A 16,693-nucleotide genomic window follows, 5' to 3' on the forward strand; every position below is an offset into this window, starting at 1 on the left:
CCGGCGGTTCGGAGCACACCCCGCGGGGCGGTAGACTCAGCCGTGATCCAGCGCGAGACTTCGGCTTCGGCGCCTCCACCCAGCCCCGGCGATTCGGTCGGGCCGGTACGGACATGCGTCGGCTGCCGGAAACGAGAGTCAGCCGCTGAATTGCTTCGTGTAGTCGCCGTGAGCGACGGGAACGGACAGCACGTCGTTTCCGTTGACCCAGCGGCAAGGCTTCCCGGGCGTGGTGCTTGGTTGCACCGCGACCGGCAGTGCCTACAGGTGGCAATCCGGCGGCGGGCATTCGCCCGAGCGCTGCGCATCGCCGGTTCGCCGGACACGTCCGCGGTGGTCGAGTACATCGAGACCTTCGAGAACGAAGAGAACGAAGAAGTGCCCGATCACGTCGGTAAAGAGAACAGGTAGCGAAGAACATGAGCACACCGTGAAGTCCCGATGACCATGCGTCATAGCTAACCCGAGGCACGGCGCCTACCACCGCTGTTGCCTCCAGATGAGGAGAAGTAGTGGCAGGTAAGGCCCGTGTACACGAGTTGGCCAAGGAACTCGGTGTCACAAGCAAGGAGCTGCTCGCCAAGCTCAAGGAGCAGGGCGAGTTCGTCAAATCGGCGTCTTCCACGGTGGAAGCGCCCGTCGCGCGGCGGCTGCGCGAAACGTTCGGCACGCAGTCTGCGGCCAAGTCCGACAACAAGCCCGCAGCGCGTCCCGCGCCTCGAACCGATGCAAAGCCCGGTGGCGGTGCCACGCCGGCGGCTCCGCGGCCGTCCGCGACCCCCGGCCCGGTGACCCCGGCCGCGTCGGCGCCCTCGCCGGCGGCTGCCCGGCCGGCTCCGGCCAAGCCCGCAGCGCCCGCACCAGCCGCGTCCCAGGCCAAGCCTGCGGCCCCGAAGCCGGCTGCTCCGCAGGCTCCGGCCGCCCCGAGTGCCCCGGCGGCGTCCGCGGCGCCGAGTGCCCCCGCGGCGACACCGGCACCGCGCCCGACCCCGGGGGCCACCCCCGGTCCCCGGCCCGGCCCGTCCAACGCACCGAAGCCCGCGCCCCGTACGCCGCGGGTCGGCAACAACCCGTTCTCCACTCAGCAGCCTGCTGAGCGGCCCATCCCGCGTCCCCAGCCGCGTCCGGGTGCACCCCGGCCCGGCGGTGGCCCACGTCCGTCACCCGGCAACATGCCCCCGCGTCCGGCGGGTGCAGGCGCGCCGGGTCGCGGTGGCCCCCGCCCCGGTCCGCGTCCCGGCGGTGGCCCCCGTCCCGGTGGACAGGGCGGTCGTCCCGGTGGCGGCGGTGGCGGTAACTACCGCGGCGGCGGTGCCGGTGGCGGTGGCGGTGCTGCGGCCGGTGGTGGCGGTGGCTTCCGCGGCCGCCCGGGCGGTGGCGGCGGTGGCCGTCCCGGCCAGCGCGGCGGCGCGGCAGGTGCCTTCGGTCGTCCCGGCGGCGCTCCCAAGCGCGGTCGCAAGAGCAAGCGGCAGAAGCGGCAGGAATACGACTCGATGCAGGCGCCGGTCGTCGGCGGCGTGCGGTTGCCGCACGGCAACGGTGAGACCATTCGGCTGGCCCGCGGCGCATCGCTGTCCGACTTCGCCGACAAGATCAACGCCAACCCGGCCTCGCTGGTGCAGGCGCTGTTCAACCTCGGTGAGATGGTCACCGCGACGCAGTCGGTCGGCGACGAGACGCTCGAGCTGCTCGGCAGCGAGATGAACTACGTCGTGCAGGTCGTGTCCCCGGAGGACGAGGACCGCGAGCTGCTCGAATCCTTCGACCTCACCTACGGCGAGGACGAAGGCGGCGAAGAGGATCTGCAGGTCCGTCCACCCGTTGTCACCGTCATGGGCCACGTCGACCACGGCAAGACCCGACTGCTCGACACGATCCGTAAGGCCAACGTCCGGGAGGGCGAGGCCGGCGGCATCACGCAGCACATCGGCGCCTACCAGGTGGAGGTGGACCTCGACGGCAACGTCCGGCCCATCACCTTCATCGACACCCCGGGTCACGAGGCGTTCACCGCCATGCGTGCCCGCGGTGCCAAGGCCACCGACATCGCGATCCTGGTGGTCGCGGCCGACGACGGCGTCATGCCGCAGACGGTCGAGGCGATCAACCACGCGCAGGCCGCTGACGTGCCGATCGTGGTCGCGGTCAACAAGATCGACAAGGAAGGCGCGGACCCGCAGAAGATCCGGGCTCAGCTCACCGAGTACAACCTGGTGGCCGAGGACTACGGCGGCGACACCATGTTCGTCGACATCTCGGCACGGCAGGGCACCAACATCGACCAGCTGCTCGAAGCGGTGCTGCTGACCGCCGATGCCGCCCTGGATCTGCGGGCCAATCCCGACATGGAAGCCCAGGGCGTGGCCATCGAGGCGCACCTGGACCGCGGCCGTGGTCCCGTTGCCACCGTGCTCATCCAGCGCGGCACCCTGCGGGTCGGCGACTCGATCGTCGCCGGCGACGCCTACGGGCGTGTCCGCCGCATGGTCGACGAGCACGGCGAGGACGTCGAAGAGGCGCTGCCATCGCGGCCGGTGCAGGTCGTGGGCTTCACGTCGGTGCCGGGCGCAGGCGACAACCTGCTGGTCGTCGACGAGGACCGCATCGCCCGCCAGATCGCCGACCGGCGCAACGCGCGCAAGCGCAACGCGTTGGCCGCCCGTTCGCGCAAGCGGATCAGCCTGGAAGATCTCGATTCGGCGCTGAAGGAAACCAGCCAGCTGAACCTGATCCTCAAGGGCGACAACTCGGGTACCGTCGAGGCCCTCGAGGAGGCCCTGATGGGCATCCAGGTCGACGACGAGGTGGAGCTGCGCGTCATCGACCGCGGCGTCGGTGGGGTCACCGAGACCAACGTCAACCTGGCATCGGCGTCGGACGCGATCATCATCGGGTTCAACGTCCGCGCCGAGGGCAAGGCGACCGAGCTGGCCAACCGCGAGGGTGTGGAGATCCGCTACTACTCGGTGATCTACCAGGCCATCGACGACATCGAGAGCGCGCTCAAGGGCATGCTCAAGCCTGTCTACGAGGAGAAGGAGCTCGGCCGCGCCGAGATCCGGGCGATCTTCCGGTCGTCGAAGGTCGGCAACATCGCCGGCTGCCTCGTGCAGTCCGGGATCATGCGGCGCAACGCCAAGGCCCGGTTGCTGCGGGACAACGTCGTGGTCGCCGAGAACCTCACGGTGTCGTCGCTCAAGCGTGAGAAGGACGATGCCACCGAGGTCCGCGAGGGTTACGAGTGCGGTCTCACGCTGACCTACTCGGACATCAAGGAAGGCGACATCATCGAGACGTACGAGCTGGTCGAGAAGGCGCGTACGTAAGTGGCCGACGAACGCTTGCGTGAGGAGCATTGTGGTTGACCCTGCACGCGCGAAACGACTCGCCAAGCGGATCTCCACGATCGTCGCCTCGGCCATCGAGTACGAGATCAAGGATCCGCGCCTGGCGGGTGTGACCATCACCGACGCGAAGGTGTCCGGTGACCTTCACGACGCCACGCTGTACTACACGGTGATGGGGCCGACGCTGGACGACGAGCCGGATTACGCCGGTGCGGCGGCAGCGTTGGAGAAGGCCAAGGGCGTGCTGCGGACCAAGGTGGGCGCCGGGACCGGGGTGCGATTCACCCCGACCCTGGCGTTCGTCCGCGACACCGTGCCCGATGCGGCGCACCGCATGGAGGAGCTGCTGGCCGCCGCCCGGGCTGCCGACGCCGATTTGGCCCGAGTTCGGGAGGGTGCCACACACGCCGGTGACGCCGACCCGTACCGTGTGAGCGGGGCGGAGGACACGAACGGGCCTGTCGACGGGGCAGACACAGAGGACGACGGTGACTACCGAACTCGTGACGACCGATTCGATGGCTGACATCGCTGCTCCTGGCGTGCGAGTCGACGCTCACCGAGCCGTCGATCTGCTCTCGGCGGCATCGAGCGTCAGCGTGGTGTGCCACGTCTACCCCGACGCCGACACCATCGGTGCGGGCTTGGCGCTCGCCCAGGTTCTCGAGGGCGCAGGCAAGAGCGTCGAAGTGGCGTTCGCCGCGCCGGAGAAGCTGCCGGAGTCCTTGCAGTCCCTGCCCGGCGGGCACCTGCTGGTCTCGCCCGACGTGATGCGTGACGACGCGGATCTCGTTGTCACGGTGGACATTCCAAGCGTCAACCGGCTCGGCGCGCTTCGAGGGCTCGCCGAGGACGGCCGCGCAGTCCTGGTCATCGACCATCACGCATCCAACCGGCTCTTCGGGTCGGCGAACTACGTCGATCCGTCGGCCGATTCCACCACGATGCTGGTGGCCGAGATCCTCGACGCGTGGGACAAGCCGATCGACCGTCAGGTCGCGCACTGCCTGTATGCGGGTCTGACCACCGACACCGGATCGTTTCGGTGGGCCAGTGCACGGGCACACCGGCTGGCGGCCCGGCTCGTCGAATTGGGCGTGGACAACGCCTCCATCAGCCGGACCCTGCTCGACACCCATCCGTTCGCGTGGCTGCCGATGCTGTCGCGGGTGCTGTCCTCGGCAGAGCTGTGCCCCGAGGCCGTCGACGGCCGCGGCCTGGTGTACGTCGTCGTATCCCACTCCGAGTGGTCCGGCGCCCGGCCCGAAGAGGTCGAGAGCATCGTCGACATCGTCCGCACCACCCAGCAGGCCGAGGTCGCCGCGGTGTTCAAGGAGATCGAGCCGCAGCACTGGTCGGTGTCGATGCGGGCGAAGTCCATCGACCTGTCGAAGGTCGCGATGTCGTTCGGCGGCGGTGGGCACCGGCTGGCCGCAGGCTATTCCGCGACGGGTCCGGCCCGGGACGTGGTGAAGGCGTTGCAGGCCGCTCTTGGCTGAGTTCGGCCTCGACGCGGAAGGCGACCGGCCCGTCGCGCCCGTGACGAGTCGGCGCATCGCCGCGTTGGCGCTTCCCGCGCTGGGAGTGCTGGCCGCCGAGCCCGTCTACCTGTTATTCGACATCGCGATCGTCGGCCGGCTGGGTGCGCTCAGCCTCGCCGGCCTGGCGATCGGCGGTTTGGTGCTCAGCCTCGTCAGTTCGCAGCTGACCTTCTTGTCCTACGGAACCACGGCGCGCTCGGCGCGGTTCTACGGTGCCGGGGACCGGACCGCGGCGGTCGGCGAAGGCGTCCAGGCCACCTGGCTGGCAGTGCTGCTCGGTGTGCTGATCCTCGCGGTCGTGCAGGCTGTTGCGGTGCCGCTGCTGTCGGTGATCTCCGGCGGCGGCGAGATCGCCGAGGCGGCGTTGCCGTGGCTGCGGATCGCGATCCTGGGAGCGCCCGCGATCCTCATCTCGTTGGCCGGCAACGGCTGGATGCGCGGTGTGCAGGACACCGTGCGTCCGCTGCGCTACGTCGTGACCGGATTCGCGGTCTCGGCGGTGCTATGTCCGCTGCTGGTGTACGGCTGGCTGGGAATGCCGCGGCTGGAGCTGGCGGGCTCCGCGGTGGCCAACCTGGTGGGGCAGTGGGTCGCGGCGGCGATGTTCATCTGGGCGCTGTTGTCGGAAAAGGTTCCGCTGGGTCTGCACCCGTCGGTGCTGCGGGCCCAGCTGGTGATGGGCCGGGATCTGCTGCTGCGCACCATGGCGTTTCAGGCGTGCTTCGTCTCGGCCGGTGCGGTGGCGGCCCGCTTCGGCGCGGCCGCGGTCGCGGCGCATCAGGTCGTGCTGCAGCTGTGGAGCTTCCTCGCGCTGGTGCTCGACTCGCTGGCCATCGCGGCGCAGTCACTCGTCGGTGCCGCGTTGGGCGCGGGCGAACTGGGCCACGCCAAGGTCGTGGCCTGGCGCGTGACGGTGTTCTCGACTGTGGCCGCGGTCGTGCTGGCGGCGGTGTTCGCGGTCGGGGCCGACGTCATGCCCGCGTTGTTCACCGATGACCGTTCGGTGCTCGACGAGATCGGCGTGCCATGGTGGTTCCTGGTGGCTCAATTGCCGATCGCCGGAATCGTTTTCGCGCTCGACGGGGTACTGCTCGGCGCAGGCGACGCGAAGTTCATGCGCAACGCGACACTGGTCAGCGCGTTGGTCGGGTTCCTGCCGTTGATCTGGTTGTCGCTGATCTACGGCTGGGGGCTGCTCGGCATCTGGTCGGGCTTGAGCACGTTCATGGTGCTGCGGTTGGTCTTCGTCGGCTGGCGCGCGTTCTCCGGGCGCTGGCTCGTAGCCGGCACCGGCTGACCCAGCCGCGCGAGCGTGCGAGTCTGCTGCCCGACACGCCGGTCGGCACCAGCATTTTGCGCACCTTCGGCGGTGTTCAGTGGCGAGTACCGCCGACCACCCACACGGCCCGCTTGCCGCTGCCGCGCCGGGCCACGGTCACGTCGTCGAAACCCGCGTGGCGACACAGCTCCGCGAAGGACTCGGCCTGCTCCTCGGTCCAGCCGTGGCTGGCCAATCCGGTGGCGTCGGCCGCCACCTGCCGCTCGACCGCGAGCAACCGTCCGCCCGGCTCCAGCACGCGGCGCGCCTCGCCGACGGCCACACCGACGTCTTGCCAGTGGTGCACGGTGGCCAGCGCCCACACCACGGTCGCCGATCCGTCGGCAACCGGGAGGGCTTCGGCAGTGCCTTCGCGCCACGTGACGGCGAGCCTGCGCGGGGTCACCATGCGCGCGACCCTGAGCATGGTCGATGCCGGATCGACACCGGTGACCCGGGCGCCCCTGCGGGCGGCCACGCGGGCCGCGGTGCCGGGGCCGCATCCGACATCGACGACATGGTCTGCGGACGACACCTCCGCGATGTCGGCCGCCATCCTGGCCTTCGCCCGCCCCACCACGAGGAAGAGCAGCCCGCACAGCACACCACCGATCCCCGCGAATCCGGGGTGGTCGGCGTGGTGATTGACCGCACGTACGGAGCCCATGGGTAGACCTTGCCGGTTCAACTTGGGTTGAAGTCAAATATCGGCATGGATGTGATCTCGATCGGCGAGGCCGCCGCGCGGCTACAGATGAGGCCCTCGGCGTTGCGGTACTACGACGAGCGCGGGTTGGTGTCGCCGCGGCTGCGCCGGGCGGGCAAGCGGATGTACGGGCCCGAGGAGCTGCGCCGGCTCGCGTTGCTCAAGATATTCCACCGGTTGGGCCTGCCGCTGGAGACTGCGGCTGCGGTGCTCGACGCGCCGGGCGATCAGTGGCGCGAGACGGTGCGCAAGCAGATCGCCGAGCTCGATCGGGTGATCGCGCAAGCACAAGGGGCGCAACAGTTTCTGACCCACTCCCTGAATTGTCCGGCCGATCACCCCGCCCGCGAGTGCGCGACGATGATGGGCGCGCTGGACCGGCTCGTCGACGGGATGAGCGTCGAGGAACTCGGCGCCGAACAGGGATCCGGTTGGCCGGCCGACTGAGTGACGATGCCCGCGTGAGGGTGCGCAAACTGTTGGCTGACAACGGTGTGCCGGGCGACAAACACGCACGCTCGCGGTGTGAGGTGGGCGGGTTGACTCAGTCGGCCGCGCTGGAACTGCCCAGCAGATCGCGCACGCGGTTGGCCACGCGGATGAACTCCGGGCGTTCCATGGTCTCGGCGTAATCCCGTTCGGCAGGCAGCTCGACGTCGAGTGTCTCGACGATCCGGCCCGGCCGGGGGCTCATCACCACCACCCGGTTGGCCAGGTACACCGCTTCGGCGACCGAGTGCGTGACCAGCACCACCGTGGTGCCGGTGTCGCGCCAGATCCGGTGCAGTTCGACGTTCATCTTCTCGCGGGTCAGCGCGTCGAGCGCCCCGAACGGCTCGTCCATCAGGAGCACACCGGGCTCGTGCAGCAGTGCACGGCACAGTGAAACCCGTTGCTGCATACCGCCGGACAGCTCGTGCGGCAGCGCATTCTCGAATCCCGCCAACCCCGTCATCTCGATGAGCTGGTCGCACCGGCGGGCCGCGGCGGCCTTCGGCATGCCGCGCATCTCGGCCTGCAACAGGATGTTCTTGCGTACCGAACGCCATTCGAGCAGCGCAGCCCGTTGGAACACATAGCCGATCTCCCGCTGCGGCCCTTTCACGTGTCGTCCGCGAAGCCGCACGGAGCCCGAGGTCGAGTCGGTCAGACCCGCGACCACCTTCAGCAGCGTCGACTTTCCGCAGCCGGAAGGGCCTGCGATCGAGACGAACTCACCGTCGGCCACGCGCAGGTCGATGTCGTCGAGGGCCGTGACAGTGGCTCGTTTGGAGGTGAACCTGACCGTGAGGTTCTCGATGGCGATGGCTTCAGCGGCTTCGGTCGTCACCGTCGTTCCCGGGGCAGTGATCGTGGCAGTGGTCATGTCAGTCAGGCTCCTGCTATTGCTGAGGCTTCGGGGCGAACGACGAGTCCCAATACTCCGCAGGGTCTTTCGCGGTTTTGAGCAATCCGGCGTCGGTCAGCGTGGTGATCGTGGTGGTCCAGTCCTCGTTGGAGTTGGTGCCCGGCGGCTGGTTGGCGGTCGCGGGCGTGCTCAGCAGCGGGATGGTCTGCTTCCACTGGTCCAGCAGCACCTCCCGGGGCGGCATCTGCGGATCCTTTCCTGCCATGGCCTGCACGGCGGCCTCGGGATTCGCGGCGGCAGCGGTGAATGCCTCACTCGTCGCATCGACCATCGACCGCACGAGATCCGGGTCGTCGCTGATGGTTTGGGTGTTGGCGATCAGACCGTTGCTGTAGAAGTTCAGCCCCGCGTCAGAGTACTTCAGGTACCGCACCTCCCGGCCGCTCTTGTTGGCGATGGTCGGGCCCTGGTCGTGGGCGAACCCGATCAATCCGTCGACGCGCCCGGACAGCATCGCCGACATCTTGCCCGCGGCGTCGAGGCTCTGCTGGGTGACCTGGTCGGCGGGTACGCCCACCTTGTCCAGATAGATGGGGAACGTCGTGGTGGGGGCATCGCCTGCCGAGACCGCGATGGTGCGGCCCGCGAGATCTTTGGGCTCGTCGATGCCCGAGTCGGCGAACACCTGTACGGCCGACGGCGTGGTCTGCAGGAACACACCGGTGCTCTTGACCTTGACACCTTTGTCGATGTTGGTCAGCACGGCCGGGGTGTCGGCCCAACCGAAGTCGGTCTGTTGCGAGCCGACGGCCTGCACGGTCTTGGTCGAACCCTGGCCCGCGTCGATGGTCAGGTCGATGCCGTGTTTGGCGAAGATGCCCTCCTGCACACCGTAATAGAACGGCGCGTGCTCGCCGTACGGATACCAGTTGAGCATCAGGGTCGCCGGGGTGGCCGAACCGTCTGCGGCGGGGGACTTTTCAGAATTGCTGCCGCCACAGGCGGACAGGGTGAGAGCCGCGGCAGCGGCAAGCGCAACGGTGGTGCGGCGCAGAGATGAGGTCATGGCTCTAGTTTCCTGGGTGGTTGCGGATCAGGCGGAGGTGGCGGACTTGGCGGTACGGCGCGAGGAATGCCATGGGATGAGCAGCTTCTCGGCGATCTCGATGATCGCGAAGAGCGCGATGCCAAGCACCGACATGATGATGAGGGCCGCGAACAGCATTGCGGTGTCGATGTTTCCGTTGGCCTGAAGGATCACGTAGCCCAGGCCTTCGTTGGCGCCGACGAACTCGCCCACGACCGCGCCGGTGACCGCCAGGGTGGCGGCGACCTTGAGGCCGGACATCAACTGCGGCAGAGAAGCCGGAAACCGGATCTTGAGGAAGGTCTTGAACCGGCTCGCGCCCATGGTCGAGGTCAGTTCGAGGATCTCGGGGTCCACCGAACGCAGACCGGCCAGACCCGAGATCACGATGGGGAAGAACGCCATCAGCACGGCCACCAGGATCTTCGGCGACGGACCGAAACCCAGCCACACGATGAACAGCGGCGCGATCGCGATCTTCGGGATGACCTGTGCGAACAGGATCAGCGGGTAGACGGTCTTCTCGAGGCTCGCCGAGTAGATCATGATCACCGCAACGAATTCGCCGATGATCGCGGCGATGACGAACCCGATCACGGTCTCCCAGGTGGTCACCCAGGTGTTCTGCGCCAGATAGGCCGCGTTCTCCTGAGCGGTGCGCCAGGTGTCGGCGGGCGAGGGGAGGATGTAGGGCGCGACGAGTTGGGCCTCGGTGACGGCCCACCAGGCGGCCAGCAGTGCCGCGACGAGCACCAGTGGCCGCCACAGGGCCGAGGCCGTGCGTCGCGCCGAAACGGCAGGGGAGAAGATTCGGCGCTGGGGTGCCGGGCCGGAGTCCGGAGACCCGGAGGGGCGCACCCCGGCCGAAGCGGTTACCGCCATGGATGAGTCCTAAGGTCGCAGTATTCGCGGGAGTGGAACCCGATCTGGGAATGCGCTTTCCGAAGCGGTTCGACCATAACGTGACCCAGCGCACACTGTCAACGGCGCCCCGCTAGGGCAGCCGGGTGCTGTCGCGCAGAATGACCCGTCCGGGAACGCGTTCACGCAGGTCATCGCACTCCGTGTCAGTGCGCAACGCCAACTCGACTGCGCGCGCGCCGATCTCTTCGAGGGGCAGGGCCACGGTCGTCAGGCTCGGGATGTGGTCGCGCAGTGTGGGGATGTCGTCGAAGCCCGCGATGCCGATGTCTTCGGGCACCGACAGACCGAGTTCGCGCCACGCGGCGACGGCTCCTATGGCCATCACGTCGGTGACCGCGAACACGCACACCGGCTCGGCCTGAGCACCCGGGCTGAGCTGCAGTGCCCCCGCGAGCCGGCGCGCCGCCGAATGGCCGCCGTCGCGGGTGAATTCGCCCGAGACCTCGACGAGCGGGGTGAGACCGCGCCTCCCGAGCGCCTCGACGAATCCATTGCGTCGGTCGACTCCGGTGCGGATGCTGCCCGGGCCGCCGATGACCGCGAACTGCGTATGCCCGGCGGCCATCAGGGCATCGGCCAAATCGCCTGCAGCCACGTGATTCTCGGGTTCGACGGCACCTCCGAAGGCCAGTGGCTGGCCGATCACCACGACCCTGCCGCCGTTGACCCGGTAGCGGTCGAACTCTGCCTCGAGTTCTCGGTCGAGATCGCCACTCTGGCGCGAGCCGGCCAGCACGATGGCGTCGGCGCGGTGCGCGATGAACGTCGAGACCGATTCGCGCTCGATGTCGAAGTCGCGGTCGGTACTGGCCAGCAGCACCTGCTTGCGTGCGGTCCGCGCCGCGGTCTGCACACCGCGCGCGATCGAGGAGAAGTACGGGTCGGCGATGTCGTGCACGATCAAGCCGAGCAGTCCTGTCGCGGCCCGCGCGAGGGCCTGTGCCTGCGCGTTCGGCACATAGCCGAGTTCCCTTGCGGCCGTGCGGACGCGGTCGGCGACACCCTCGCCGGGTACCCGGCTCGACCCGTTGATCACCCGTGACGCGGTGGCGAGTGAAACGCCTGCTCGCGCGGCCACATCCTGCAATCTCACCGCTGCCATGTGCGCTCCCGACGTCGTTGGGGTTGACCGGATCGTCGTCATGAGCTTACCTTGGAAAGCGCATTCCGAAGTGCTGACATCGCCGAACGCCCTCTCGAAGGCGTTCGTCGGTGCAGGTCAGTCAATCGACCGCGCTTGCCGGCCGTCGCCGGCCCATCACAGAAGGCTTCCCTGGAATGAGTACATCCTCGGGCACCGCCCGCCGCACCGTGCGCATCGCGATGAACGGTGTCACCGGACGCATGGGCTACCGCCAACACCTCGTCCGGTCCATCCTGCCGCTCCGCGATGCGGGCCTCGTCCTGGCGGACGGCACGCGGGTGGCCGTCGAGCCGATCCTCGTCGGGCGCAGCGCGGACAAGCTCGCCGACATGGCGGCCGAGCACGGCATCGAGCACTGGACCACAGACCTCGCCGCCGTCATCGCCGACCCGAGCGTCGACGTGTATTTCGACGCGCAGGTGACCTCACGCCGGGTCGAGGCGCTGACCGCGGCGATCAAGGCGGGCAAGCACGTCTACACCGAGAAGCCCACCGCGGAAACCCTCACCGAGGCAGTCGAACTCGCGCGGATGGCAGAGAACGCCGGCATCACCGCCGGAGTCGTGCACGACAAGCTGTATCTACCCGGCCTGGTCAAACTGCGTCGACTGGTCGACGAGGGCTTCTTCGGCCGCATCCTGTCCATGCGCGGCGAGTTCGGTTACTGGGTGTTCGAGGGCGACGGCCAGCCCGCCCAGCGGCCGAGTTGGAACTACCGGGCTGAAGACGGTGGCGGGATCACCGTCGACATGTTCTGTCACTGGAACTACGTGATGGAAGGAATCCTCGGCAAGGTCGAGGCCGTGACCGCCAAGGCGGTGACACACATCCCCACCCGGTGGGACGAAGCGCACGAGCCCTATGCGGCGACCGCTGACGACTCCGCCTACGGCATCTTCGAACTGGCGGGAGGCATCGTCGCTCAGATCAATTCGTCATGGGCGGTCCGGGTCTACCGTGACGAGCTGGTCGAGTTCCAGGTAGACGGTACGCACGGCTCCGCGGTCGCCGGGCTTCGCCGGTGCGTCGCCCAACACCGTTCGCATACACCGAAACCCGTGTGGAACCCCGATCTGCCCGTCACGGAGCCGTTCCGCGACCAGTGGCTGGAGGTGCCGGCCAACGCTGATCTGGACAACGGGTTCAAGTTGCAGTGGGAGGAATACCTGCGTGACATGCTGGCCGGCCGTCCGCACCGATACGGGCTGCTCTCGGCGGCGCGGGGTGTCCAGTTGGCCGCACTGGGTTTGCAGAGTTCGGCGGAAGGCCGCCGCATCGAGGTTCCGGAGATCGTGCTGTGACCCTGATCCAGACCGGTACCACGGTGTCGTTGCCCATCGACGGGCAATTGCGGACCTTCGAGCTCGGGGAGCCCGGCTCCTGGCACCGGCCGGAACATCCCATCACGTCGCGGATCGCTTATGCCGCCGCGCATGTCGTTCCGCGGCCACTGGCCGACAACACCCCGGGCGCGCCGGCCGACCTGGACTGGGACGCCACGCTGGCGTACCGCCGCGAGCTGTGGTCGTACGGTCTCGGCGTGGCCGATGCGATGGACACCGCGCAGCGCGGCATGGGAATGGACTGGGCCGCCACCCGTGAGCTGATCCGGCGCAGCGGTCGGGAGGCCGCTGCCGCGCACGGTCGGCTGGCTTGCGGAGCGGGGACCGATCAGCTTGCACTCGACGATGTTTCATCGGGTGCGGCTGGTCTGAGGACGATCGCCGACGCCTACCGCGAGCAGGTGGAGGTGGTGCGCGAGGCCGGTGCACAGGTGATCCTGATGGCATCGCGGGCGCTGGCCAGGGCCGCGCAGTCCCCAAGCGACTACCTGACGGTCTACGACGCGGTCCTGTCGGACGTCGATCAGCCCGTCATCCTGCACTGGCTCGGGGAGATGTTCGATCCCGCGCTCCGCGGCTACTGGGGGAGCGCCGAAACCGAAACCGCGACACAGGTTTTCCTGGAGCTGATCGGCGCCAATGCCGCCAAGATCGATGGCGTCAAGGTCTCGCTGCTCGATGCCGATCACGAGGTGGCGTTGCGGCGTGCCCTGCCCGCCGGGGTCCGGCTGTACACGGGCGACGACTTCAACTACCCGGAGCTGATCGTCGGTGACGAGCACGGCCACTCCGACGCCCTGCTCGGCATTTTCGCGGCGATCTACCCGGCCGCATCGGCGGCCCTGCAGGAACTCGATGCCGGCGATGCCGACAACGCACGAGCGATCCTGGAGTCCACGCGTGCGCTCGGCCGGCACATCTTCACCGCACCCACCTATTACTACAAGACCGGGATCGCGTTCCTGTCCTGGCTCAACGGCCGGCAACCCGGATTCGGGATGGTCGGCGGATTGGCCGGCGGCCGTTCGGTTCCGCACCTTTCAGAACTGTTCGTGCTTGCCGACCGGGCCGGACTGCTGACCGATCCGGCGCTGGCCGCACACCGGATGCGGATGTTTCTTGAGCTGAACGGAGTGCGGCCATGAGCACCGCGGATTACGACCGGTTGTCGCTGAACACCATGACCACCAAGGGTTTCACGCTTCGCGAGGCTGTCGAGGCGGCCGCCGGTGCCGGTCTCGGGGCGATCGGCCTATGGCGCGACCGGGTCGCCGAGGCGGGCCTGGACACCGCGGCAAAGCTGGTGCGCGAGCACGGATTGCGGGTCTCCAGTCTGTGCCGCGGTGGATTCCTCACGGGAGCCGACGCGACCGCGGCGTTCGACGACAACCGGCGCGCGATCGAAGAGGCGGCCACTCTGGGGACGGCCGAACTGGTGTTGGTGGTGGGCGGTCTCGTCGACCGTGATCTTCCGGAGGCACGCAGGCGGGTGGCCGACCGGCTCGACGAGCTGGTGCCGTACGCCGTCGAGCACGACGTCCGTCTCGCGCTCGAACCACTGCACCCGGTCTTCTGCGCGGACCGCGCGGTGATCTCGACGCTCGCTCAGGCACTCGCACTGGCGGCCCCCTACCCGGCGTCGGCCGTCGGCGTCGTCGTCGACACGTTCCACGTGTGGTGGGATCCGGACCTCGCGGCGGGTATCGCGGAAGCCGGGGCGCAACAGCGCATCAGCGCATACCAGGTGTGCGACTGGCTGGTGCCGATGGCCGCCGACCCCTTGGTGTCGCGCGGCATGATGGGGGACGGCGTGATCGACTTCGCGGCGATCACGGCGCTGGTGCGCGATGCCGCGTACGACGGCGACGTCGAGGTCGAGATCTTCAACGAAAAGATCTGGGCGACAGCCGGACACGCCGTGATCGAGACCATGAAGCAGCGCTATCGCGATCTGGTGGCGCCCGCGCTCACGGCAGGCTGATCAACAGCACTCCGGCCAGCACCACACCGGCGGCCACGGCTCGACGGGCACCGAGCCGCTCGCCGAGGAACACCGCTCCGATCAGCGCGCCGAACACGATGCTGGTCTCACGCAGTGCAGCGATAGGTGCGAGCGCGCCGGTGGTCTGTGCCGCGAGCACGATCGTGTACGCCGCGAGTGAGATGGCCCCGCCGGCCAGGCCCGGCACCGCGCACTCGCGCACGGCGCCGGCGAGCCGTGGCCCGCGGCGAACGGCAGCGATGATGGCCAGCGGCGGGCCCTGCAGCAGAAACATCCAGCCCGCGTAGGCGAGCAATGGTGAATGGGCAACGCCGACACCGTCGACCACCGTGTAGCCCGCGATGGTGACGCCGGTCAGCAGCGCGGCTGTCAGCGCGGGAACGTCTTTGCGCCGCGGCAAGCCACCGGCCAGGACCAGGCCGATCAGCCCGGCCGAGATGGTCAGCACGCCGATCAGTTCGGCCACCGGTAGCTCGCGGCCGAGGAAGACCCCGGCGATCACCGCGACCAGCCACGGCGAGGTGCCGCGCGCGAGCGGGTACATCTGGCTGAACTCGCCGAGCTGATAACTCGCCAGCAACAGCAGGTTGTACACAACGTGGGCGGCCGCCGACGCGACGATGTACGGCCAGGCCCCGGCAGGCGGCAACCCGCCGATCCCGATCATCACCGCGCCACCCACCGCGTCGACCAGACCGATGAGCGCAAAACCCACCAGCCGGTCAGGGATGGCGTGGGCCAGTGAATTCCACACGGCGTGCATGAGTGCGGACAGCAGGACCGCGAGCATGATCGGAACGGACAACGAGAGGCTCCTCGGGTCGGCCCCGTGATAGGGGCGTGGGCGATGGAGCCTCCAGGCTTTTGCCCCGTCAGCTGTGGACGTCTGTCCAGGCGCCGCTCGGTCCAGTCCCGAACCGTCCTGATTGTCGATCCATGGCGGACGGCCGGCGGAACCCTAGGCGCGATCGATGTCCAACTTACCTGTGAGCTCAGTGCGCCTGGGCAGGGCCCCTCAGTGAGACGAACACGTCGTCGAGCACGCGTGGCCTTCCGGCACGTTCGGCGGTGTTGCGGGACGCGGGGTTGTGTCGATCGATGGTGCCGATCAACATTCGGGCCCGATCGGTGGCAACACCTACAGCCCAAGCGGTTTGGGCCGACGCCGCGTAGCCGTTGCCGTTGTGCCCGGCATCGATCACCTCTTCGTTGATCTCGTCGCCGGTGATCCAGCCGATCGCGCCCGGTGCGATGGCAAGAACCCCGACGCTGACATCACGTGCGCGGATGGCGCGCAGCAGTCCGTCGTCATGCCAACGCCTCAGGTCGGCCGAGTCGGCCGCAGAGATGTTGCGCGCCAACGCAGGTTGATGCCCGGCGACGTGTGCGTACCGGCGCTCCACGAGGTCGATGGCCTCATCGGCACTGTTGAAGCGGTCGAGTCGAACACGCCCGTCGGGTGGTGCCATGTCCCGATACCGAGCGACATGGATGCTGACGTCGAGCAACACGCCCGGCCCGGTCAGGCGGCCGGGACGGGTTCGCAGGCGCAGGTATGGCGGTCTGAACGCAGCCCACTCCGCGGCGACGCAGTCGCCCAGTGCGGCAACGTCATCGAAGCTGTGTGCGGCGACTTCCACGAAAGGCCGTGTCACGTCGCGACTGTAGAACCGGATCCCTCCGATGAGATCACCGCGGGAACTACGAATCCGGCGATGTGAGTAATCGGCCGGTTCGATGCCGGGCAGCGTGATGTGGTCGGAGAATGTCCGGCCGAACGCGAGGTTGCCGACCCGGTCGGTTTGTTCGGCAAACCACTCGTCGACCAGGGCGTCGCCGTGGTCGCCGTAGAGTGCGGCCGCGACGTCGATCTGGTCTGACAGCGAGGGCCATCGGGTACCGAGACGCATCTGAGCCAGCATCGTCCGGGAAG

The 16,693-nt window shown here is 68.5% G+C and carries 16 protein-coding genes; 9 read left to right on the forward strand and 7 right to left on the reverse strand.

From position 1 onward, the window contains the following. Positions 1–168 precede the first annotated feature (168 nt). The 5 genes from G6N67_RS27660 to G6N67_RS27680 all read left to right on the forward strand — a co-directional run bounded on the left by G6N67_RS27660 (position 169) and on the right by G6N67_RS27680 (position 6,185). Positions 169–411 (forward strand): DUF448 domain-containing protein, encoded by a 243-nt coding sequence (locus G6N67_RS27660; protein ID WP_306666498.1) that lies wholly within the window; start codon positions 169–171, stop codon positions 409–411. A gap of 101 nt (positions 412–512) precedes the next feature. Then, positions 513–3,326 (forward strand): translation initiation factor IF-2, encoded by a 2,814-nt coding sequence (infB, locus tag G6N67_RS27665; protein WP_163642320.1) that lies wholly within the window; start codon positions 513–515, stop codon positions 3,324–3,326. Between the two features lie 31 nt (positions 3,327–3,357). Beyond that, the gene (gene rbfA, locus G6N67_RS27670; RefSeq protein WP_036436911.1) at positions 3,358–3,873 is read left to right on the forward strand and encodes a 30S ribosome-binding factor RbfA; all 516 of its coding nucleotides are present in this window, start codon (positions 3,358–3,360) and stop codon (positions 3,871–3,873) included. Continuing rightward, on the forward strand, positions 3,866–4,846 hold the full coding sequence (locus tag G6N67_RS27675) for a DHH family phosphoesterase (RefSeq protein ID WP_036436914.1): 981 nt from the start codon (positions 3,866–3,868) through the stop codon (positions 4,844–4,846). Before rbfA ends, G6N67_RS27675 begins: the two co-directional genes overlap by 8 nt. Next, on the forward strand, positions 4,839–6,185 hold the full coding sequence (locus tag G6N67_RS27680; RefSeq protein ID WP_036436917.1) for an MATE family efflux transporter: 1,347 nt from the start codon (positions 4,839–4,841) through the stop codon (positions 6,183–6,185). The genes G6N67_RS27675 and G6N67_RS27680 overlap by 8 nt, the downstream gene beginning before the upstream one ends. Before the next feature lie 76 nt (positions 6,186–6,261). Here G6N67_RS27680 and G6N67_RS27685 read toward each other — a convergent pair whose 3' ends face one another. After that, positions 6,262–6,873 (reverse strand): class I SAM-dependent methyltransferase, encoded by a 612-nt coding sequence (locus G6N67_RS27685; protein WP_036436919.1) that lies wholly within the window; start codon positions 6,871–6,873, stop codon positions 6,262–6,264. Positions 6,874–6,918: 45 nt separating this feature from the next. On the opposite strand from G6N67_RS27685, the gene G6N67_RS27690 reads away from it, so the two are divergent. Continuing rightward, positions 6,919–7,359 carry a MerR family transcriptional regulator gene (locus G6N67_RS27690; RefSeq protein WP_036436922.1) on the forward strand — a complete coding sequence of 147 codons (441 nt, stop codon included), beginning with the start codon at positions 6,919–6,921 and terminating at the stop codon, positions 7,357–7,359. Positions 7,360–7,456: 97 nt separating this feature from the next. On the opposite strand, the gene G6N67_RS27695 is transcribed toward G6N67_RS27690, so the two are convergent. The 4 genes from G6N67_RS27695 to G6N67_RS27710 all read right to left on the reverse strand — a co-directional run bounded on the left by G6N67_RS27695 (position 7,457) and on the right by G6N67_RS27710 (position 11,373). Continuing rightward, positions 7,457–8,278 (reverse strand): ABC transporter ATP-binding protein, encoded by an 822-nt coding sequence (locus G6N67_RS27695; protein WP_036436925.1) that lies wholly within the window; start codon positions 8,276–8,278, stop codon positions 7,457–7,459. A 16-nt stretch (positions 8,279–8,294) separates the two neighbouring features. Continuing rightward, positions 8,295–9,326: an ABC transporter substrate-binding protein gene (locus G6N67_RS27700; RefSeq protein WP_036436932.1), complete on the reverse strand. Its 1,032-nt coding sequence runs from the start codon at positions 9,324–9,326 to the stop codon at positions 8,295–8,297. A gap of 27 nt (positions 9,327–9,353) precedes the next feature. Continuing rightward, entirely contained in the window at positions 9,354–10,229 is an 876-nt protein-coding gene (locus tag G6N67_RS27705) for an ABC transporter permease (protein WP_036436939.1), read from the reverse strand. Positions 10,230–10,341: 112 nt separating this feature from the next. Further along, a complete protein-coding gene (locus G6N67_RS27710) occupies positions 10,342–11,373 on the reverse strand; it encodes a LacI family DNA-binding transcriptional regulator (RefSeq protein ID WP_036436942.1) in 1,032 nt (343 codons plus the stop codon). 176 nt (positions 11,374–11,549) lie between these two features. Between G6N67_RS27710 and G6N67_RS27715 the strand changes: the two genes are divergently transcribed. Genes G6N67_RS27715 through G6N67_RS27725 form a run of 3 tightly spaced genes read left to right on the forward strand, consistent with a single transcriptional unit; the run spans position 11,550 to position 14,739 of the window. Then, complete coding sequence (locus tag G6N67_RS27715; protein WP_036436945.1) at positions 11,550–12,716, forward strand: Gfo/Idh/MocA family protein; 1,167 nt, start codon at positions 11,550–11,552, stop codon at positions 12,714–12,716. Positions 12,717–12,721: 5 nt separating this feature from the next. Then, positions 12,722–13,903: a dihydrodipicolinate synthase family protein gene (locus tag G6N67_RS27720; RefSeq protein ID WP_051579107.1), complete on the forward strand. Its 1,182-nt coding sequence runs from the start codon at positions 12,722–12,724 to the stop codon at positions 13,901–13,903. After that, positions 13,900–14,739, forward strand: a complete 840-nt coding sequence (locus tag G6N67_RS27725; protein WP_036436955.1) for a sugar phosphate isomerase/epimerase family protein — start codon at positions 13,900–13,902, stop codon at positions 14,737–14,739. The genes G6N67_RS27720 and G6N67_RS27725 overlap by 4 nt, the downstream gene beginning before the upstream one ends. Here the strand turns inward: G6N67_RS27725 and G6N67_RS27730 are convergent. Together G6N67_RS27730 and G6N67_RS27735 are read right to left on the reverse strand one after the other, a co-directional pair. Continuing rightward, positions 14,726–15,565, reverse strand: a complete 840-nt coding sequence (locus G6N67_RS27730; protein WP_230022219.1) for an EamA family transporter — start codon at positions 15,563–15,565, stop codon at positions 14,726–14,728. The two genes, G6N67_RS27725 and G6N67_RS27730, sit on opposite strands and share 14 nt — an antisense overlap. 187 nt (positions 15,566–15,752) lie before the next feature. Next, entirely contained in the window at positions 15,753–16,670 is a 918-nt protein-coding gene (locus G6N67_RS27735; protein WP_131524778.1) for a hypothetical protein, read from the reverse strand. Positions 16,671–16,693: the final 23 nt, after the last annotated feature.

It is taken from the genome of Mycolicibacterium mageritense, from assembly GCF_010727475.1.
GTDB lineage: Bacteria > Actinomycetota > Actinomycetes > Mycobacteriales > Mycobacteriaceae > Mycobacterium > Mycobacterium mageritense.